At 61.3% G+C, this 19825-nt stretch carries 16 protein-coding genes; 9 read left to right on the forward strand and 7 right to left on the reverse strand.

Features of this window, described 5'->3' with window-relative positions:
* Window positions 1-70: 70 nt before the first annotated feature.
* Window positions 71-1384: an MFS transporter gene (locus tag AC1Q9F_RS12630; RefSeq protein WP_492619799.1), complete on the reverse strand. Its 1314-nt coding sequence runs from the start codon at window positions 1382-1384 to the stop codon at window positions 71-73.
* Between the two features lie 199 nt (window positions 1385-1583).
* Between AC1Q9F_RS12630 and AC1Q9F_RS12635 the strand changes: the two genes are divergently transcribed.
* From AC1Q9F_RS12635 to AC1Q9F_RS12655, 5 genes are all read left to right on the forward strand, one after another.
* A complete protein-coding gene (locus tag AC1Q9F_RS12635; RefSeq protein ID WP_492619798.1) occupies window positions 1584-3002 on the forward strand; it encodes a short-chain fatty acid transporter in 1419 nt (472 codons plus the stop codon).
* A 211-nt stretch (window positions 3003-3213) separates the two neighbouring features.
* On the forward strand, window positions 3214-4911 hold the full coding sequence (locus AC1Q9F_RS12640; RefSeq protein ID WP_492619797.1) for a molecular chaperone HscC: 1698 nt from the start codon (window positions 3214-3216) through the stop codon (window positions 4909-4911).
* 11 nt (window positions 4912-4922) lie between these two features.
* Window positions 4923-6650 (forward strand): J domain-containing protein, encoded by a 1728-nt coding sequence (locus AC1Q9F_RS12645; RefSeq protein ID WP_492619796.1) that lies wholly within the window; start codon window positions 4923-4925, stop codon window positions 6648-6650.
* Window positions 6651-6711: 61 nt separating this feature from the next.
* Entirely contained in the window at window positions 6712-7884 is a 1173-nt protein-coding gene (locus AC1Q9F_RS12650) for a hypothetical protein (RefSeq protein WP_492619795.1), read from the forward strand.
* 180 nt (window positions 7885-8064) lie between these two features.
* The gene (locus tag AC1Q9F_RS12655; RefSeq protein WP_492619794.1) at window positions 8065-8592 is read left to right on the forward strand and encodes an SET domain-containing protein; all 528 of its coding nucleotides are present in this window, start codon (window positions 8065-8067) and stop codon (window positions 8590-8592) included.
* Between the two features lie 8 nt (window positions 8593-8600).
* Here AC1Q9F_RS12655 and can read toward each other — a convergent pair whose 3' ends face one another.
* Window positions 8601-9245, reverse strand: coding sequence for a carbonate dehydratase (gene can, locus AC1Q9F_RS12660; protein ID WP_007951756.1), 645 nt, complete (start codon window positions 9243-9245; stop codon window positions 8601-8603).
* Window positions 9246-9387: 142 nt separating this feature from the next.
* Between can and AC1Q9F_RS12665 the strand changes: the two genes are divergently transcribed.
* Window positions 9388-9792, forward strand: coding sequence for a serine kinase/phosphatase (locus AC1Q9F_RS12665; protein ID WP_179693732.1), 405 nt, complete (start codon window positions 9388-9390; stop codon window positions 9790-9792).
* Between the two features lie 15 nt (window positions 9793-9807).
* Here AC1Q9F_RS12665 and rimI read toward each other — a convergent pair whose 3' ends face one another.
* Window positions 9808-10260, reverse strand: a complete 453-nt coding sequence (rimI, locus tag AC1Q9F_RS12670) for a ribosomal protein S18-alanine N-acetyltransferase (protein WP_007951758.1) — start codon at window positions 10258-10260, stop codon at window positions 9808-9810.
* Complete coding sequence (locus AC1Q9F_RS12675) at window positions 10253-10999, reverse strand: energy transducer TonB (protein ID WP_492620015.1); 747 nt, start codon at window positions 10997-10999, stop codon at window positions 10253-10255. Before AC1Q9F_RS12675 ends, rimI begins: the two co-directional genes overlap by 8 nt.
* Before the next feature lie 231 nt (window positions 11000-11230).
* On the opposite strand from AC1Q9F_RS12675, the gene mksB reads away from it, so the two are divergent.
* From mksB to mksF, 3 genes are read left to right on the forward strand one after another with little or no spacing between them, the layout of a single operon-like run.
* A complete protein-coding gene (gene mksB, locus AC1Q9F_RS12680) occupies window positions 11231-12511 on the forward strand; it encodes an Mks condensin complex protein MksB (RefSeq protein WP_207983941.1) in 1281 nt (426 codons plus the stop codon).
* A complete protein-coding gene (gene mksE / locus AC1Q9F_RS12685; RefSeq protein ID WP_007951764.1) occupies window positions 12501-13202 on the forward strand; it encodes an Mks condensin complex protein MksE in 702 nt (233 codons plus the stop codon). The genes mksB and mksE overlap by 11 nt, the downstream gene beginning before the upstream one ends.
* Window positions 13199-16039, forward strand: a complete 2841-nt coding sequence (gene mksF / locus AC1Q9F_RS12690; protein WP_007951766.1) for an Mks condensin complex protein MksF — start codon at window positions 13199-13201, stop codon at window positions 16037-16039. Before mksE ends, mksF begins: the two co-directional genes overlap by 4 nt.
* Before the next feature lie 69 nt (window positions 16040-16108).
* Here mksF and AC1Q9F_RS12695 read toward each other — a convergent pair whose 3' ends face one another.
* From AC1Q9F_RS12695 to AC1Q9F_RS12705, 3 genes are read right to left on the reverse strand one after another with little or no spacing between them, the layout of a single operon-like run.
* A complete protein-coding gene (locus tag AC1Q9F_RS12695; RefSeq protein ID WP_207983943.1) occupies window positions 16109-18412 on the reverse strand; it encodes a PqiB family protein in 2304 nt (767 codons plus the stop codon).
* Window positions 18405-19028: a paraquat-inducible protein A gene (locus AC1Q9F_RS12700; protein WP_492619793.1), complete on the reverse strand. Its 624-nt coding sequence runs from the start codon at window positions 19026-19028 to the stop codon at window positions 18405-18407. The genes AC1Q9F_RS12695 and AC1Q9F_RS12700 overlap by 8 nt, the downstream gene beginning before the upstream one ends.
* Window positions 19015-19674, reverse strand: coding sequence for a paraquat-inducible protein A (locus AC1Q9F_RS12705; protein WP_492620014.1), 660 nt, complete (start codon window positions 19672-19674; stop codon window positions 19015-19017). The genes AC1Q9F_RS12700 and AC1Q9F_RS12705 overlap by 14 nt, the downstream gene beginning before the upstream one ends.
* Window positions 19675-19825 lie beyond the last annotated feature (151 nt).

The following is a 19825-nucleotide window of genomic DNA, read 5'->3' on the forward strand; positions in this document are numbered from 1 at the left end:
ATCGGCCTTGGAAATCTTTTCTGAAGAGCGCTTGAGGCTTGTCCTACAAAAATAGTTACGCCTCGACAACTCAGGCGGTGCCGGCCACCGGACACTGTTCTGCGCGCGGCATCCGCGAGCCGAAATACGCCGCACTGACGACACCCACCACGCCCATCACCGCGCAGAACATCACGCAGATCCACGGACTCCACGGCATCAGACCGATCAACAGCAACGGTGTGACACTGGCCCAGGCGGCGTAGGCAATGTTGTAGGTGAAGGAGATCCCGGAAACGCGGATGCGCGCCGGGAACAGGCTGACCATCACCGACGGCACCGCACCGACCACGCCACAGCACAACCCGGCGATGGCGTAGGCCAGACCGACCCAATCCCCGCCGCTGATCAGGCAGGTGTAAAGCAGGCCGATGCCCAGCGGCAGCAGCAGGCTGTAGAGCATGACCGTGCGCCAGGCGCCGATACGATCGACCAGCCGGCCGGCGATCACGCAGCCGATGTTCAGGAAAACAATGCCCAGCGCGCTCAGCGCGAAGGTGTGGCCGGCGGTCATGCCGAAGGTTTTTTGCATCATGGTCGGGGTGATGACCACGAACACCACCACCGCCGAGGTCAGCACGCAGGTCAGGAGCATCGCCGGCAACATGGCCAGGCGATGATCTCGCAGCACGGTGCGCAGCGGCAGCTCGACCCGCGCCTCGCGCTGCGCTTCCATGGCCATGAACACCGGGGTTTCGCTCAGCCAGCGGCGCAACCAGACGCCGATCACGCCGAACACACCGCCGAGCAGGAACGGATAACGCCACGCGTAATCCAGCACTTCGGCCGGGGTGAACACTTGCGCCAGAAAAGTCGCGGTCAATGCGCCGATCAGATAACCGAAGGTCAGCCCGGCCTGCAGAAAACCCAACGCATACCCGCGATGGCCGGCCGGCGCGTGCTCGGCCACGAACACCCAGGCACTCGGCACTTCACCGCCCACCGCCGCGCCTTGCAGGATGCGCAGCGCCAGCAGCAGCAACGGTGCGAAATAACCGATCTGTGCATAAGTCGGCATGATCCCGATCAGCAGGCATGGCAGCGCCATCATCAGGATGCTCAGGCTGAAAACCTTCTTGCGCCCCAGCCGGTCGGCGAAATGCGCCATCAGGATTCCGCCCAGCGGGCGCGCCAGATAGCCGGTGACGAAGATCCCGAAGCTTTGCAGCAGGCGCAGCCACTCGGGCATTTCCGGCGGGAAGAACAGCTGGCTGAGGGTCAGGGCGAAGAACACGAAAATGATGAAATCGTAGATCTCCAGCGCCCCGCCCAGGGCCGCAAGGCCGAGGGTCTTGTAGTCGGAACGGCTGAACGGCGCCGGTCGGGCAGTGGAATGGGCAGTCATGGCAAAGAACTCTGGCAGGCAAAAAACCAAGGCGCCCATGGTCTACGCAAACGGGCCGCCGGACAACCCGTTAGACCATAGTCTGATTCGGCAAAACACGGTCACAAAAATCCGCCGGTTGATTTACTGTTGGCACCTGTCCAGACGGGCCGGCCAAGCCCCGAAGACCACAATAAACATAAAAATCCGAGGTACTCCCGTGGCCGTTGATATCGAAGATAGCCGCTCTGCGCGCTTTGCCTTGCGCTGTTCAAGTTTCGCCGAACGCTGGTTTCCCGACTCCTGGGTATTCGCCGCGCTGGCGGTGATCATCGTCGCGCTGGCGACCCTGGCCATGGGTGCCAAACCCACCGACGCCGCCATGGCCTTCGGGGACGGATTCTGGAGCCTGATCCCGTTCACCATGCAGATGGCCTTCGTGGTGATCGGCGGTTATGTCGTGGCCAGTTCACCGCCCGCCGTAAAGCTGATCGATCGCCTGGCGCGGATCCCGAAAAACGGTCGCTCTGCAGTGGCGTGGGTCGCGCTGATCTCGATGGTCGCGTCCTTGTTGAACTGGGGCCTGTCGCTGGTATTCGGCGGTCTGCTGGTGCGCGCCCTCGCCCGCCGCACCGACCTGAAAATGGACTATCGCGCCGCCGGCGCCGCCGCCTACCTTGGCCTCGGCGCCGTGTGGGCGCTGGGCCTGTCGTCGTCTGCCGCGCAGTTGCAGGCCAACCCGGCCAGCCTACCGCCGTCGATTCTGTCGATCACCGGGGTGATTCCGTTCACCCAGACGATTTTCCTCTGGCAGTCGGGAGTGATGCTGCTGGCGCTGATCGTGATTTCGATCATCATCGCCTATGCCACCGCACCCGGCCCGAACTCGGCGCGTGACGCCAAGGCCTGCGGCATCGACCCGGCCTTCAACCTGCCGCCGCTGCAACCGCGCACCCGCCCTGGCGAATGGCTGGAACACAGCCCGCTGCTGATCATCCTGCTGGTGCTGCTGGCGGCCGGATGGCTGTTCCACGAGTTCTCGACCAAACCGGCGATCACCGCCATTTCAGGGCTCAACACCTACAACTTCCTGTTCATCATGCTCGGCGCGTTGCTGCACTGGCGCCCGCGCAGTTTCCTCGATGCGGTGTCCCGCGCCGTGCCGACCACCACCGGGGTGCTGATCCAGTTCCCGCTGTACGGCTCGATCGCCGCGCTGATGACCACGGTCAAGGGCACTGACGCCCAGACCCTGGCCCATCACATCTCGACGTTCTTCGTCAGCATCGCGTCCCACGACACCTATGCGCTGCTGATGGGCGTGTACTCGGCGATTCTCGGTTTCTTCATTCCGTCCGGCGGCGGCAAGTGGATCATCGAGGCGCCGTACGTGATGCAGGTGGCCAACGATCTCAACTATCACCTCGGCTGGGCGGTGCAGATCTACAACGCCGCCGAAGCCCTGCCGAACTTGATCAATCCGTTCTACATGCTGCCACTGCTGGGCGTGCTGGGGCTGAAGGCGCGGGATCTGATCGGTTTCTCGTTCGTGCAATTACTGGTGCACACGCCGTTGGTATTGGTGCTGCTGTGGGCGCTGGGCACGACGCTTTCGTACTTGCCGCCGGCCATGCCTTAAACGATGACCACAGGGCGCCGGCTCCGGCGCCCTGTCTTTCCCTTCGACCCCTTCGACAAAAAGCGACCCGAACGATCCCTCCTGCGGTTGCCTGTCGCAAATAATGGCTCAGAGCCATCATCTTTCTTTACCGCGCCACTGCCTCGGTAATATTCTTGCGCGCCCAATATCTGTTTCATTTTTTGTCTGAGCGCAAAGGGAGTTCGTTGCAATGATCGTCGGGATTGACCTGGGAACCACCAACAGCCTTGTTGCCGTATGGCGCGGCGATGCCACTGAGTTGGTGCCTAACGCCCTGGGGCAGTTCCTGACACCCAGCGTGGTGGGCCTGGACGATCAGGGCCGGATTCTGGTCGGTCAAGCTGCGCGTGAGCGTCTGCACACCCATCCGCGCCTGACCGCGTCGCTGTTCAAGCGCCATATGGGCAGTGCGACGGAGGTCTACCTCGGGGATAAAAAATTCCGTCCGGAAGAGCTGTCGGCGCTGGTGCTCAAGAGCCTGAAAGAAGACGTCGAGCGCACCTACGGGCAGACCGTCACGGAAGCCGTGATCAGTGTTCCAGCCTATTTCAGCGACGCCCAGCGCAAGGCCACGCGCATTGCCGGTGAACTGGCGGGACTCAAAGTCGAAAAGCTGATCAACGAACCCACCGCCGCCGCACTCGCCTACGGCCTGCACCAACGGGACAAGGAAACTTCGTTCCTGGTGTTCGATCTGGGCGGCGGTACGTTCGACGTGTCGATTCTCGAACTCTTCGAGGGGGTCATGGAGGTGCGCGCCAGCGCCGGTGACAACTTCCTCGGCGGCGAGGATTTCGACAACGTGCTGCTCGAGCACTTTATCGATCAGCATCGCAACGTGTCGGACTTCCCCGAGCGCTCTACCATCCTCCAGCCGCTGCGCCGCGAGGCAGAACGTGTGCGCCGTGCATTGGGCCAGGACGCCAGCGCCGAATTCAGATTGCAGGTCGGCGAAAAGCAATGGACCCAGACCATCACCCAGACGCAGATGGCGACGCTGTACATGCCGCTGCTCGAACGCCTGCGCGCGCCGATCGAACGAGCCCTGCGCGATGCTCGCATCCGCGTCAGCGACCTCGATGAAATTCTGCTGGTCGGCGGCACCACCCGCATGCCGCTGGTGCGCAAACTGGCTGCCGGGCTGTTCGGCCGCTTCCCGTCGATCAGCCTCGATCCGGATCAGGTGGTTGCTCAAGGCGCCGCCATTCAGGCAGCGCTCAAGGCCCGTTCGGCCGCGCTGGAAGAAGTGGTGCTCACCGATGTCTGCTCCTACACGCTGGGGATCGAGACCTCCACGCAGGTCGGTCGCCAGTATGAAAGCGGGCATTACCTGCCGATCATCGAGCGCAACAGCATCGTCCCGGTCAGCCGGGTGAAAACCGTGCAGACCCTTCACGACAATCAGGAACAGGTGGTCGTGAAAATCTTTCAGGGCGAAAGCCGCTTGGTCAAAGACAACGTCGCGCTCGGCCAACTGGACATCAAGGTGCCCAAGCGCAAGGCCGGCGAAGTCGAGCTGGATGTGCGCTTCACCTACGACAACAACGGCTTGCTCGAAGCCCAGGTCAGCATTCCCCTGACCGGTCAGCAACATTCGCTGGTCATCGAAAACAACCCCGGCGTGTTGACGCCCGAGGAAATCCAGCAACGTCTGCAAGCCTTGGCGCAACTGAAGATCCATCCGCGCGAGCAACAGGTGAACACCCTGCTCAGTGCTCGGCTGGAACGTCTGTATCAGGAAAGCCTGGGCGACCTGCGCGATCAGATCGGCTACTGGGCCAAGCAATTCCAGCAGGCGCTGGATTCCCAGGACGAGCGGCAGATCCGTGAAACCCGTACCGAACTGAGCAAGCAGTTGAGTGCCCTCGACCGTAACCCCTGGCAGTAAGGAAGCACGACATGGAATGCTGGTCTGTCCTGCAACTGCCCGAAGACGCCGGGCTGCGTGATATCAAGCGCAGTTACGCGCGGCTGCTGAAAGTCTTTCGGCCCGATGAAGATGCAGCAGGCTTTCAGCGCCTGCGCGAGGCCTATGAGCGTGCACTGTCGATTGCCCAGTGGCGCCTTGAAAACGAGGAGAGCGAGGAGCACGGCGACGTCATGCTCGCTCCGGGGATCGCCGCGCTGGCGGTACAAGAGCAGTCCATGGTTCAGCCACTGCAGAAGACCGGGACCGATGCGTGGGATTACCCTGCGGCGCTATTCGAACCGGTGACCCCGGCCGCACCCGAAGCACCGATCGAGTCGCAGACTTTGCGGGTACAGCCCCTGAATCCGGAGCCTCTTAACCTGGAGCCCGAGCAGCCGACTGCCGACCCAGCCATTGAAGCCGCATCGCAATTGCTGAACGGCCTCTCGGACACCAATCTGGACGAGCGCTGGGAGCAAGCGCGCCAACAGAATTGTGCGCAAGCGTTCCAGACACTGTTGCTGACGTTGTGCTTCGATCAGCCCGCGCTGCGCCTTTCGATTGCCCGATGGGCGGTGCAGCACCTCGGCTGGCTGGGCCCGTGGCAGGAGATCGTCATCGGCGACGGGCAGCGCAGCATTCTCGCCAACGAGTTGCTGACGGATTACCGGCAATCGCTGGAAACGCTCCTCGCCTCGCAAAACGAGCGCGAATTTCTCGCGCTGCTCAAGTCTTACACGGCCCAACCCTGGCTCCAGGTGTTCGACCGCCGGGAACACTGGCAGCAGATCATTCTGCAATTGCTGCAGGACACAGAGTGGAGCGTGCCGCTGTTCGACCGCGTCTCCCAATTGTTTGGCTGGGACGACACCAAGGGCATTCATCCGCAACCGGACTGGCTCTGGCAGGCGCTGATCGAACGCTGCAACCAGGAAAGCCTCTACGACACCCTGTGCGCCCGGGCCGAAGATCAGCGCAACGGGTCGCCCGACGCTCTGGCCGCGCGGATGCTGATCAGCCCGATGAAGCCGCGGCAACAGAAAGACATGACCGACCGGTTCATTCCGGCTGACTGGCAGGCCTGTCAGCAGTTGTCGGAAACCCTCAAGTGGCGCTTCCCCGACCTGCTCGCCCGCCTGCCGTACGCCGATGTTTTCTACTGGCGACGGTTTCTGCCGCGCTACATCGCCGCCGAAACCTGGTTGCGGTCATGGGCCGCGATTGCGCTGGCGCTGTGGCTGTTTTATCTGCCTGCCGAGCACAAGACCACGGCGATGAGCATCGTCATTCCCCTGGCCTTCGCCTGCGTTCCTGTCTGGTTTTTCCGGATCGGCTTGAGTTATTGGTTTCTGATCAGCGCCCATTTGATCGTTCAGGATCTGTGGTTGACCGAAAGAATCATTCCACGCCGATGGAACCCTGATACCCGCTGGCTCGTGCTGCGCCATGGCGTACCGCAAGCCGTCATGATCCTGCTGTTCTCGGTCATGCTCGGTGGGCTGGGAGCCTTCACCTATATCGGGGTGATCCTGATCGGGCTCTGGCACAAGCGGCGCATCGGTACGCTCGACCCGGAGTTCAGCGACAAGCACCCGTGGCTGACCGCGCTGCACTGGGCGCATTTCAGCCCGCTGCAACTGTTGTTTCTGCTGGTCATGACCGGGGTGATTCTCGCCAGTCAGCTTGGTTATTCGCTGAAACACCTGTTCCCCGGCTAGGCTAGACGCGGGCCGGATTGCCCTCCTCCAAGGTTTTACCCTCGCTGAAAAGGATCTGAGCATGTTGAAACTCGCAGGCCTCACCCTCGCGGCGCTCACGTTGAGCGCCGCGGCCCACGCCGATGTCGACCTGAAACTGGGCAGCACCGAGCGCGTCACCCGCCTCTTCGCCTACCCCAACAATTGCAGCGTGATCTGCTTTCGCAACTGGACGCTGGAGCAGACCGTCGCCCATTACCTGAGCCAGAGCGTGCAGCGCGACGGCTACACCAACGCCAAAGTGCTGGTAAAAAACGACAACGATCAGCTCTATGCCGAAATCAGCGGCGTACCGAAGGGCTATGACAAACCTCTGACCGCCTTGCTGGACGCCGGCGACCTGGCCTACAACGGCGCCAGCAAACTCAATGCCGACGGCAAATGGGCGTACAGCTGGTACCTGTTCCTGCCACTTGGCATGGCCCTGGAAAACCGCAAGAGTGTCGAGCTGCTGCACTTCCCGCCGGACTACTCGCTGACCCAGGCCCAGGATTACCTGCGCTCGAACACCACCGACCGCTGGGCCGCGCTGCTGACCGACAATGGCATCCCCGCCGACCAGACGCCGGCCTACCAGACCATCATCGACATCGCCCCGATCGCCGCGCCCGCCAGCGCCGGCAAGGATCTGGAGGGCGTGTACGACTACTTCAAGGATTACCAGACCACCATGGTCAAGCAGGTCAGCCAGAACGCCAGCGGCGCCGTGCTGCCGATGGTTGCCTTTGGTGCGCCGGTGCGTAACTGGATCAAGCAGCAATACGGTGCGACCGTGAATGTACTGGGCCTGGCGACCATCAGCCCGAGCGCGGGCGTGAATGTGCCGGTGCTGGGTTCCAACCACCCGAGCTACATCTGGTACGCCGCCGACCCGAGCAACTACACCGGCGACGATGCCCAGGCCAAGGCCGATGCGGCGGGTCTGAAGGTGATGGGACAAGACTTGAGCGCTGCCTGCTGGCAGGCCGGGATGGGCAGCAAACCAGGCACCGATCCGAAGACACTGCTCAACAGCTGCACCCAGACCTGGCAAGTGACGCAGAAAGCCAAGACCTGCGAGCTGTTCTACACCACGATCCGCAACGAGACCGTGGCGCAGGCGGACAAGACTTGCTCGACCACACCGGTCAAATCCCAGCTGCAACAGCTGAAAAGCCCATTGCCGGACATGGCCGCGCCCGCTGCCCACCTCTGAGCAATCGGACGTTCTTCCCGTGTCAGCCTTGGCTGACCCGGGAAAGCGTCTATTTCGCCTGTCAGATCTGACAGTAGACCGTTAGTGTGATTTGCGGGATCTTGGATCCAATCATCGTGTTGCATGACTGGCAGGACGTCAGTCGATGGAAATTGCGACAACGAGCCAACAGGGACCGTTATGAACACTTACGCACTACCGGGTAAACCGGCACGCGATACCGAGGGCATTTATCCTTTTGCCGGGCTCCCCGTGCGCATGGGATTTCCGTCAAAACGTGATTTCGAGATTGTTCACGATCCCGAAGGTGTGGCTACCGCTGTCATAGCGTGCCGGGCATTCCTGCGTATCACCCGAATGTGCCGGGTTTCAGGCCAGTTGCTGCCCTATCGCTGTCGGCAGACCCGGCAATTGCTGGCCGGCATCCACCTCTACGATCCGCGCTTTTGCGGCGCGTTCGAGCATTGCTGCGACCCGAATACCTTTCTCGACATGAGCGAGTTATGGGTGTGGGCCCTGCGCGATATTCTGGAGGGTGAAAGGCTGACCATCGATTACACCGCCACCGAAGACAAACTGCTGCGGCAGTTCGCCTGCGGTTGCGGGTCCTCGCGCTGCCGAGGGTGGATCACCGGTTACGATGAATCACCCAATCTCGAAGGTCAGCGCTATTTGCTGAGCTGGCGGCGCCGGCAAGGTTTACGCTGAACGATCGATCAAGGCGCGCCAACCGGACGCAAACGGTATTGCGGCGGCAATTGCTCGAAACCGCTGATCGTGGTGTTCAGGCTCTTCCAGCGACCATCCTTGATGCCGTAGATGCAGCCGTGGATCGACAGGCTCTGCCCGCGATGCCAGGCGTTCTGGATGATGCTGGTGTGGGCGACGTTGGCCACTTGCTGGATCACGTTGAGCTCGCACAGACGGTCGACCTGCTCTTCTTCGGTCGGCAGCTTGGCCAGTTCTTCGCGCTTTTCGTAGTACAGGTCACGGATCGAACGCAGCCAGCCATCGATCAGGCCGAACTGGCGATCCTGCATCGACGCCCGCACACCGCCGCAACCGTAGTGCCCGGTCACCAGAATATGTTTGACCTTGAGCACGTCCACCGCGTACTGGATCACCGACAGGCAGTTGAGGTCAGTGTGCAGCACCACGTTGGCAACGTTGCGGTGAACGAACAGATCGCCCGGCAGCATGCCGACGATTTCGTTGGCCGGCACCCGTGCGTCGGAGCAGCCGATCCACAGATATTCCGGCGTCTGCTGACGGGCCAGCTTGGCGAAGAAATCCGGGTCTTCCTTGGTAATCGCGTCAGCCCAACGCTCGTTGTTATCAATCAGGTCTTGTAAGTCGTGCATGCTGTAAGGCCTCAAGAAAGATGCGCTGGTATGACTGTCGACCGCCCGTCGGGGTCACGCCGGGATCGTGGGTGATTTGCTTTGAATTTCTCGGGGCCCCGGTGAGTCCACCTCAGTAAGGCCCACAGTATGAGGAATTGCCATGACTGATTCACGACGTCCCTACGATGCGGTGCAACCGGAGCCCATCGATGATAACGAAGACCGCATGGGTTCGGTGCATGAGCTGGATTTCGACGACGAACAGCCCAGCGCGAAGATCGGCGACGAACTGCCCGAGCGCGAACGCGAGCAACTGATGCCCCGTGACCGCGTACGCGAAGCCGGTTTTACCGGGGCATCAACCGCCGATCACGAGCCTACCGATGATGACCTGAGCCCGGAAACCCTGATTCATGAAGATGGCGCCCGGGATGCTCATGAGGTCGGCGAAGGCAATCAGGCTGATTGGGATCTGAGCGTGGTCGACGAGGACGATATCGGCGGCGGCAACGGGCTGGATGAAGCGGAACTGGCGCGCCGCGATCCGCTGGATCGCAAGCGCTGAGGGCACCTGCCGCGATCAGTCGACGAGCGTGCAGGCCATGACCACGGCATCTTCACGCCCGCCGACCGCCGGGTAGTAATCCCGGCGCCGACCGATCTCGTTGAAGCCATAGCGCTCGTAGAGGCGAAAGGCCGACGTGTTGCTGTCGCGCACTTCCAGGAAACATTCCCGGGCATCGGCGGCGTAGGCGCGGGACATCAGGTATTCGAGCAGGGTCAGCCCCAGCCCGCGACCCTGGTTTTCCGGCTTGACCGTGATGTTGAGCAGGTGCGCCTCATCGAGAATGATCTGCACCACCCCGTGGCCCACCTGCTGCTCACCTTCGAACATCAGCCAGATCTGGTACTTGCCCAGGCCGTCGAGAAAAATCCCGCGGGTCCACGGATGGCTGTACGCGGCGAATTCAATCTTCAGCACAGCGTCCAGATCCGCCTCGGTCATCGGGCGAAACGATACAGCGTCACTCATTCGATTCTTTCCAGCGCGCCATCAGCCGACGCATGGCTTGCCACACGGCGGCCTTGCGCTGTGGCTCTTCCATCAACAATTCCAGCCCCGGCACGGCCCACGCCAGGCCAAGACCCTCGATTTGCAATTCACTGTTGAACGCTTCGGCATCCGCCTCACCGGCAAAGCGCACCGCCGGCAGGCCGATCAGCCACAGACAGGCGCACGGCGCCGCCTCCATCTGCACCGACAGGAAACCCTGGACGAAATCCCGGGCCGCTTCAGGGCCCTGATCCATCGTGCCGCGGTTCAGCCAAGGCCAGCGCACCGGCTCACCGACAATCTGCGGCGCGTCCGGCAGACCGGCGGCACGCAGCATGTCCTTGAGCAACAGATAAGCAGGATCGCGCGACTGGAAGGCTTCGCCTGTGGGTAACTCCACCAGCAGCAGGCAACGGCCGGCGCGCAGCAATTGCAGGGCAAAGCGCGGTGGCGGCACCGGCGCCGGCTTGGCAACCACAGGTGTTTCGTCGACTTCTTCGACCGGTTTGGCGCCCGTGCGGGTACTGGCCAGCGAAGGTCGCGGAACCTCGATCTTCGGCCGTTCGACCGCACGCGCGGCCGGCTGCACCGGCGCTTCGGCGGGAGCCGTCGGCATTACCGGTGCGGCAATCTCGGGCTCGGGCATGTCCAGCAACTCGGGCCGCGACGGCGCGGCAAAGGGCAATTCGGTGCGCGGCAGCCAGTTGACCACCTGCATGGCGTTCAAATAGGCGCGGCGGCGGGACTCGATTAGCAAGGGTCGGCCACTTGTGGATAACTGAAGTGCGCTGATTCTACCGCCCTTCGCTCAAGATCGCGCGCTGTTGATCGATAGTCTTGACCGATACCTTGACGCAAAGAAAAGCGACAGCCCGTCCCGAGAGTGAATCGCATCCTTCGTGATGCAGTACAATCGCGGCTTTTAATCGCCAACCAGCCGGCCATTCCGATGATCGAACCCAAGCGCGTCTTGCGCGCCCTCGCTGAACACTGGGCACTTCTGGAGCCACTGTGCGAGCACTTCGACCAGGGCACCCTGAGCCTCAACGAACTGCGCACGCAACTGGCCGCCCAGCAACTGGATAGCACGCCGCAGGACATCACCAGCCTGCTCGACGTGTGGATCCGCCTCGACATTCTGGTTCCCGTGGCGAAAAGCCCGAACCGTTTCGAGCTGAACGCGCAGATTCACGATTTCCTCGCCTACCTGCGCCGCGAGCACCGTCTGGGCCTGTGCCTGGAGATCGAAGCCTATCTGCGTCACCTTGAGCGTCTGGCCGGTTACATTCAGGATGCATTCGACGTCCGCGACGGCAATGATCTTGCCCGTCAGCTGCGCCTGCTCGACATGCGCGTGCGAGACGTTCTGAAAAAACTCGATAACGACGAACAGGCGCTGGTGGCCGTGGCCGAACGGGCCAAGACCAGCGACCGGCAGATTCCGCTGCGTCAGCGTTACGCCGAAGTACTGGCGACCTGGGACGAATACGTCGAGCCGATGATCGATCTGGTGAACGCCGACGGCGCCTTCGAGCAAGGCGTGCGCAAGGTCGAAACCGTGCTGCTGAAGATGCTCAGCGAACAGCAGCGCCTCGGCCATCTGGTCGATGACGACATGCTGCTGCGCACCCACGCGCGCATCCTCGAAATGCAGACCAGCGCCCAGTTGACCCTGCGTCACGCCCGTGAACTGCTGCTGCCGCTGCGTGAAGAAGCCCGTCGGCACAACGCCGTGACCCGTGGTGCCGCGCTGGCGCTGGCCGCGATCCGCCGCAAAGGCATCGACGCCGTACCGCAAGCCGCGATGCCGTTGTTCACCCGGCCGCAAAGCACCTTTCTCGGCAGCGCCAGTCAGGTTGAGGCCTACGTCTACGCCCTGGCCCGTTTCGAGCCGAAACCGGCGCGTTTCCCCAAGGCGCACAAATCGCAGAAGACTGGCGATGCCCCGCGTGCACCGCGCACCGTGCGCGAAATGGTCGACCGTTGCGAAGAATCCCTGCCGATGCCGGACCTGATGACCTGGCTGCTGGAGCAGGAGCCGGACGGCGCTACCGACGAATTGCTTTACTGGTTCTCGCGCCTGTCGCGGGAAAAACGCTTCAAGCGCGAGCGTCTGGAACGCCGCGAATACCACACTCACGAGCACCAGGTCAGCCTGCGCTCCTTCGCCCTGCTCTCGGCCGGCGACGCCGCCGCCGAGGATTCTGCGAGCATCCCCAATGCATCTTGATCTTTCCGAACTGTCGCAACTCGCGCCGATCTTCCGCGAGCTGTTCAAGGGCTACCACGTCAGCCGCCGCGACCCGGAGCTGTACGCGCAACTGTCGAACTTCCAGGACCAGTACCGCACGCTGTTCAAGGCGCTGGGGTTCGAACTGGTCTGCGACACCCGTGGTTTCTACTACTTCGTGCCAGACATGGCCGCAGCGGCGGTGAACAAGACCGCTCAGCGCCTGGCGCTGTTCACCTTCATCCTCGTCGAGCATCTGGCCGATCAGGGCCGCGACCCGATCGCCGTGCTCGACGGCGGCAGCCTCGGCCGCGAAGAACTGCCGTCGCTGCTGGAAAAGTACCGCGACCTGTTCATCCAGGCCGAAGTGCAGACCGTTGAAGAGCTCGAAGAAAAAATCATGCGCCGCATGACCCAGCTCGGTTTCGCCAGCGAAGAAAACGGCGTGTATCGTTTCCTGCCGCCGATGCACCGTTTCCTCGACGTCTGCCTGTCGGTTCAGCAAGACCGCGATCTGGCAGCCAGCGTGCACAGCGTTCTGCCGCTGCCGGCACCGGTGCTGATCGACGAAGCCGCCGAGGCCAAATTCCTCGCCACCGACGATCCACTCGATCTCTCCGAGTTTGAAGAAGAGAGCGAAGAAGACGCACTGGCCAGAGCCATTGCCGAAGAACAGGAGTCCGACGCATGAGCCAGGAACGCTACGGCATCCGCCGCTTTGCTCTTTTGAACACCGCCGGTTACAGCCTCGGCCTGTTCCCGCTGGAAGAACCGCTGTCGGTCTACGGCGCGAACAACCTTGGTAAGTCGGCGTCGATCAACGCCTTGCAGTTCCCGATCCTGGCGCGCATGTCGGACATGAGCTTCGGCAAGTACAGCCTGGAACAATCCCGGCGCTTCTACTTTGCCTCCGACACCAGCTACATCCTCGTCGAAGTGAACCTGCCCCACGGTCCGCACGTGATCGGCGTGGTCGGTCGCGGCCCGGGCGGTGGTTTCGGTCACCAGTTCTTTGCCTATGCCGGCAAGCTCGATCTGGCGCATTACCAGAAAAACGACACCTGCCTGCGGCAGAAAGAACTGTTCAGCAACCTTGAGAAAGAAGGTCTGAAAGCCTACGAACTCAAGCCCGATGAGCTGCGTCGCTTGCTGGTTGGCGGTCACACGTCGATCCCGCTGGATCTGACGCTGATCCCGCTGCGCTCCACCAGCGAGCAGAGCCTGAAGACTTTCCGCGCGCTGTTCATCAACCTGCTGCACATGCGCGAAATCACCGCAGCCAAGCTCAAGCAGCTGTTCCTCGATGCCTTCGAACACAGCCTGCGTTCCGGCAGCGTTGATTACATCGCCGCGTGCGAAGAAGCCTTCCGCGACGTGCGTCGCATGGAACAGGACTACAACTCGCTGGTAGCTGCCGGTCCGCTGGTCGAAGCCTTGGCCAACGGCGTGAAACAGCGCGATGTGCTGCGCGGCAAACTGCATCGCCTGTCGCCGTTGCTCGACTCGTTGCTCGGCACCTGGTCGGACTACGCCACAGCGCGCAAGGAAGAACTGACGATTCAGGCCGAACACTACCGTCGCGAGCAGGACGATCTGCAAAACGATCAGCGTGGCGGCACCCAGGAGCTGATGCGTCTGGAACGGGAAATCTCCGGCATCCAGCGCTGGCTCGGCGAATTGTCCGTTCTGAAGAACCGCTTCGCGCTGGTCGATGACGTCAAGGTTCTGGAGCAACAACTGCTGGCGGCCAAGGACGCTCACGACGAACTGGCCGGTGCGCTGGCGCAGTCTCGTCAGTTCAGTGCCGAGGATCTCGAAGAACGTCTTCGCGATCTGGAAAAACGCCTGAAGTCGGTGAAGCAGCAACTCGATCACGCCGACAACAATAGCTACGCCCGTCTGCGTGAAGAATTCTCGCAGCAGGACGTCGAGCGCCTGATGCGCCTGTTCAACAGCGCGCTGTTCAGCCTGCCGCTGGGCGAACACGGCATCACCCTCGACGAGAACGGCGAGTGGGTGAAGTCCGTGGAGCTGATTCTCGACGGCTTCAAGGGCGAGCGTTTCGAAGTGCCTGGCCTGTCGATCGACATCTCGCACATCGAGCCGCCGGCTCTGCAAGCGCTGGCTGACCGTGCCGCGTTGCGCGATCAGAAAGAGCGTCTGGAAAAAGAGCTCAAGCAACTCAAGACCCAGCAAGCCGTGGCCGCCGACCGCGCTGCGAGCAAGACCCAGACCGAAGCGCTGTACCAGCAGGTGCTGGATGCGCAGAAAGCTTTGGAAGATTTCCGTCGCACTCAGACCCTGAGCGCCGAAGAAGGCGACAAGCTCGAGCAACTGGCGCAAATGGAAGCCGCGCAGGACGAACTCAAGCGCTCCAGCGATGCGTTCACCGAGCGCGTCCAGCAACTGTCGGCCAAGCTGCAACTGGTCGGCCGGCAGATTGCCGACATGGAAGCCAAGCAGCGCACCCTCGACGATGCCCTGCGTCGCCGTCAGCTGTTGCCGGCAGACCTGCCGTTCGGCACGCCGTTCATGGATCCGGTCGACGATTCGATGGACAACCTGCTGCCGCTGCTCAACGACTATCAGGACAGCTGGCAAGGCCTGCTGCGTGCCGATGGCCAGATCGAGGCGCTGTATGCACAGGTGCGCCTGAAAGGCGTGGCCAAGTTCGACAGCGAAGACGACATGGAGCGTCGTCTGTCGTTGCTGATCAACGCTTACGCGCACCGCACCGACGAAGCCCTGACCCTGGGCAAGGCCCGTCGCGCAGCCGTGACCGATATCGCGCGGACCCTGCGCAACATCCGCAGCGACTACGACAGCCTCGAGCACCAACTGGCGTTGTTCAACCGCGAGATCAACAAGCGTCAGGTGTCCAACCTGCAGAGCTTCCGTATCGTGCTTGCGCCGAACAAGGAAGCGCTCAAGCACATCGACCAGATCATCCACAGCGCCGGTCAGTACGAAGAAGGCGAAACCCTCTCGGTGTTCGACCTGAGCCAAAGCGCGGAACAGGACAACAAGAACGAAGAGGCCAAGGAATATCTGGCGCGGCTGGTGGCGGCGAACCACAACCAGCTCGGCCTCAAGGACTTGTTCGAACTGGCGTTCGAGATCACCAAGGTCAACGGCCAGCCGGTTATCCACACCGACATCGACGGCGCGGCGTCCAACGGCACCACGATGACCATCAAGGCGCTGACCAACATGTACTTGTTGCTGCACTTGATGGACCGCGACCTGGCCGGTCGCGTACGTCTGCCGTACTACCTCGATGAGGCGGCGGACATCGACGAGAAGAACCAGGCTGCGCTGCTGGAAACCAGCCTGCAACTGGGCTTCGTGCCGATTCTGGCGAGTGTGAAGCCGCAGGTCTGCGCCAGTGTAGCCATCGACCTGGAAGGCGGCAGCGGCCCGGCCGGCATCTACATCGACGAGGCGGACTGGAAGTACATCCGTCGCCACGATGTGGTGAAGGCCACCGTCAATGTCGAAGCGGACGAGCCGGAGCTGGATGCGGTTTGATGCGTAACTGACGGGCACAAAAAAGGGCCGCGATCCATTGGATCGCGGCCCTTTTTCATGGGCTCTCGATTATTTACCGAGGGGGATTTTCGGTGCCCAGTTCAGCCATTCTTCTTCGAACTTGTCGAACAGTGGGAAGGTTTGTTCGGCGCGGGCTGGATTACCCATCTTCTCGCCGTCCGGTGTGGCGAAAGCGATGCCGCCCTGAATCACTGTCTCAAGCGACTCTGTGCGTACAGTCACGCCTTTGAACAGGCCGATGTCGAAGCCGACGCCGCTGGTGTTCCAGAAACGGCTGCCGCTGCGCACCAGTGGCGCGTACTTCGGTTCGATCAGGATGTGCACCAACACGCGATCCGCTGTCTGGCCCAGTTCGTAACCGGTGACTTTGCCCACGGTAATCTCGCGGTAAGTGACCGGCACACCCGGTTTAAGCGAGCCACGACGGGCAGCGCTCAGTACCAGACTCAAGCCAGCCTCTTGCTTGGTCACCTCTGGCGCATTGGCCAGGGCCACGAAGCTCTTCTGCGGGCCGAGGTTCTTGGCCGCCGGTTGCACTTCGATGTACTGGCCGGTAACCAGGGTCTCCAGGTTCGAAGTCTTGATCAGCCCCAATTCCGGTTTGACCACCCAGAACTGACTGCCGACTCGAGCAATCTTTTCCGGCACTTCAGTGATGCGCGCGGTGAGGATCACCGATTGCAGATCATCGGTCAGGTCGACACTTTCGATCTTGCCGACGTCCAGGCCTTTGAAGCGAACCGGGGTACCGCTGCGCAGACCGTCCGCGCGATCGACCTTGATGGTAACGACGGCACCTTTTTGATTCGCTTCATCGTGGTTGGCGAACAGACGGAAACGTGGAATGCGTTTTTGCAGCGGTGCCTTGGCTTGCGGCGTTTCGAAGGCGATGCCGCCGGCCATCAGGGTCTGCAACGATTCACTCTTGACCTGAATACCGCCAGTCAACCCGCCGGTCAGCGTGACGCCGCTGACGTTCCAGAACCGGGTCGAGGCGTTGACCAGGTTTTCATATTCCTTCTCGATGTGGACGCCGATCACCAGTTGTTTGCGGGTCTTGGAGAACTGATAGCTCTGCACCGAACCGACCTTGACCTGCTTGTAGAGGATCGGACTGCCGACATCGATCGAGCCGAGGGTATCGGTGAACAACACCAGGTGCAGGCCGGGAGCGCGCAGATCCAGCGGCGGCGCTTTTGGCCGGGCTTCGAATTCACGCTGCGGAGCGCCGCCCTTGTCGCCCGGGCGTACGGCGATGTAGTTACCTTTTACCAACGCTTCCAGACCAGTGATGCCGGCCAGGGAGATCGATGGTTTGACCACCCAGAATTGCGTGCCGGTCACCAGATAGTCTTCGGCGAGCGGATCAAGGGTCAGTTCGGCGGTCGCGCTGGACAGATCCGGATCGATCTTCAGCGCTTTCAGGTTACCCACCTGAATGCCCTTGTACATCACCGGAGTACGCCCAGCCTGCAGACCTTCGAAATCGCTGAGTTTGACCTTCACCCGGATGCCGGCGGCGGCCGCATCGAAGTCTTCGTAGAGACGGAACGGCAGACTTGGATCGGTGGGTGGGCTGTCCTTGCGGTTCTCCGGGGTGGCGAAGGCAATACCGCCGGCGACGATACTGGCCAGGGATTCGCTGCGCACTTTCACGCCGGACAGGTTGGCGTCGATGCTGATGCCGCTGGCGTTCCAGAAACGGGTGTGTTTGCGCACCAGTTTGGCGTAGGTCGGTTCGATGAACACCTTGAGCTCGACCGTGCTCTGGTCTTCCGACAGCACGTAACTTTTGATCTGACCGACTTTGATCTGCTTGTAGAACACGGGGCTGCCGCGATTCAGCGAACCGAGGCGATCGGCCTTGATCGTCAGGTGCAGACCAGGTTGCGAATCCGATAGCGGAGGTTCTTCGGCCAAGGCCTTGAACTTGCGGGTCGGCTCGCCTTCACCGGGACTGATTGCCACGTAGTTACCCGATACCAGGGTTTCCAGGCCGGTGATCCCGGCCAAGGTCACGCTCGGCTTGACCAGCCAGAAACGGGTGCTGGTCTTCAGATACTGATCGACATCCTTGTTCATTTCGATGGTCGCGATGACACCTTTGGAGTTGCCTTCATCATCGAGCTTGAGGGCTTTCACCTTTCCGACCGGCATGCCTTTGTAGACCACTTCGGTCTTGTTGGCCTGAATACCTTCACCGCTTTCAAACCGCACCTGAATCTCGATGCCGGTTTCGGTGTAGGCACGCCAGCCGAGCCAGCCGCCGATAATCAGGGCAATCAGGGGCAACACCCAGATGGCAGACCAGTTCGAAGCCGGTCGGGTTTTCGCTACAGGCAAATCAGTCATGGTCGGCGTCCGACTCCGTGTTATCCCAAATCAGTCGGGGATCGAAAGTGACAGCGGCGAGCATCGTCAGAATCACCACACTGGCGAAGGCGATGGCGCCAAGATTGGCTTCGACACTGGCAAGCCGGCCGAAGTTGACGACCGCCACCAGAATGGCGATCACGAAAATATCGAGCATCGACCAGCGGCCGATGAACTCGATGAAGCGGTACATCCAGATCCGTTGACGGGCGGACAACGGCTGGCGGCGTTGTACAGAAAACAGCAACAGCGCGATGCCCACCAGTTTGAAGGTCGGCACCAGGATGCTGGCGATGAACACCACGGCGGCGATTGGAATCATGCCGTGCTGCATCAGCTGGATGACGCCGGACATGATCGTGCTCGGATCACCCTGGCCCAGAGAGCTGACGGTCATGATCGGCAGCACGTTGGCCGGGATGTAGATAATCGCGGCCGTGATCAGCAGCGCCCAGGTTCGCGCGAGGCTATTGGGTCGCCGGGCGTGAACCAGCGCACCGCATCGGGTGCAGGTCTGCACATCGCTGTCGGCATCCTGCCTGTTCAGTTCGTGGCATTCGGTACAGATCAGAATGCCTGCATCAATCGCCCGCATGGACATCTTCTCCTGATAACGCCTGCCAGATCTGGTGCGGCGACATCACCACTTCGAGCCAGACCTGAACCAGTAACAAGCCGATGAAACACGCCAGACCAAGGCCCACGGTGATAGCCGCCATGTCCGCCAGTTTGACGATCGCGACCAGGACGCCCATGAGGTAGACCTCGAGCATGCCCCAGTCTTTGAGGTGGTGATAAATGCGGTAGAGCAGCAAGCCATTACTGCGTCCGATGTTGAAACGGATCGTCAGTAACACGATCAGCTGACACAGCAGTTTCAACAGTGGAATCGCCATGCTGCAAAGGAATACGACAACCGAAACACCGCACATATCGGTGTTGAACAGACCGATCACACCGCTCCAGACCGTGTCCTGCGACGATTGTCCGAGAACATTGAGCTGCATGATGGGTAAAAAGTTCGCCGGCACGTAGAGCAGCAGTGCGGCAATGACCAGGGCGAGACTGCGCTGCACCACGTTATGACGGTGAGCGTAGAGTTCGTAACCGCAGCGTGGGCAGAGGGCTTTTTCGCCGTGAGCAAGCTTAGGCTTGCGCATCAGCAGATCGCACTCATGGCAGGCCACCAAGTCATCCAGCGGTAAATCTGACAGCCCGGGGGCGTCAACCGAATCTGACATAAGGGCTCTGGCTCCGAAAAAGTTGGGATCTATTCTAGTGTTCTGATTCGAAAATAACTGTGCAAATTTGTTCGCTGACGCGAGCAAAAACTTTCCTGCGGGCAAAACAAAACCCCAACTGCTTTCGCAATTGGGGTTTCGGAATTTAATC

The organism is Pseudomonas sp. GW823-FHT04A03, assembly GCF_058796615.1.

What these genes read in the sequence shown, in the direction of transcription:
- AC1Q9F_RS12650 (WP_492619795.1), top strand. Translation starts at nt 6,712, where the DNA reads ATGTTGAAACTCGCAGGCCTCACCCTCGCGGCGCTCACGTTGAGCGCC.
- AC1Q9F_RS12640 (WP_492619797.1), top strand. Translation starts at nt 3,214, where the DNA reads ATGATCGTCGGGATTGACCTGGGAACCACCAACAGCCTTGTTGCCGTA.
- mksB (WP_207983941.1), top strand. Translation starts at nt 11,231, where the DNA reads ATGATCGAACCCAAGCGCGTCTTGCGCGCCCTCGCTGAACACTGGGCA.
- AC1Q9F_RS12695 (WP_207983943.1), bottom strand. Translation starts at nt 18,412, where the DNA reads ATGACTGATTTGCCTGTAGCGAAAACCCGACCGGCTTCGAACTGGTCT.
- can (WP_007951756.1), bottom strand. Translation starts at nt 9,245, where the DNA reads ATGCACGACTTACAAGACCTGATTGATAACAACGAGCGTTGGGCTGAC.
- mksE (WP_007951764.1), top strand. Translation starts at nt 12,501, where the DNA reads ATGCATCTTGATCTTTCCGAACTGTCGCAACTCGCGCCGATCTTCCGC.
- AC1Q9F_RS12645 (WP_492619796.1), top strand. Translation starts at nt 4,923, where the DNA reads ATGGAATGCTGGTCTGTCCTGCAACTGCCCGAAGACGCCGGGCTGCGT.
- AC1Q9F_RS12700 (WP_492619793.1), bottom strand. Translation starts at nt 19,028, where the DNA reads ATGCGGGCGATTGATGCAGGCATTCTGATCTGTACCGAATGCCACGAA.
- AC1Q9F_RS12665 (WP_179693732.1), top strand. Translation starts at nt 9,388, where the DNA reads ATGACTGATTCACGACGTCCCTACGATGCGGTGCAACCGGAGCCCATC.
- rimI (WP_007951758.1), bottom strand. Translation starts at nt 10,260, where the DNA reads ATGAGTGACGCTGTATCGTTTCGCCCGATGACCGAGGCGGATCTGGAC.
- AC1Q9F_RS12630 (WP_492619799.1), bottom strand. Translation starts at nt 1,384, where the DNA reads ATGACTGCCCATTCCACTGCCCGACCGGCGCCGTTCAGCCGTTCCGAC.
- AC1Q9F_RS12655 (WP_492619794.1), top strand. Translation starts at nt 8,065, where the DNA reads ATGAACACTTACGCACTACCGGGTAAACCGGCACGCGATACCGAGGGC.
- AC1Q9F_RS12675 (WP_492620015.1), bottom strand. Translation starts at nt 10,999, where the DNA reads ATGCAGGTGGTCAACTGGCTGCCGCGCACCGAATTGCCCTTTGCCGCG.
- mksF (WP_007951766.1), top strand. Translation starts at nt 13,199, where the DNA reads ATGAGCCAGGAACGCTACGGCATCCGCCGCTTTGCTCTTTTGAACACC.
- AC1Q9F_RS12705 (WP_492620014.1), bottom strand. Translation starts at nt 19,674, where the DNA reads ATGTCAGATTCGGTTGACGCCCCCGGGCTGTCAGATTTACCGCTGGAT.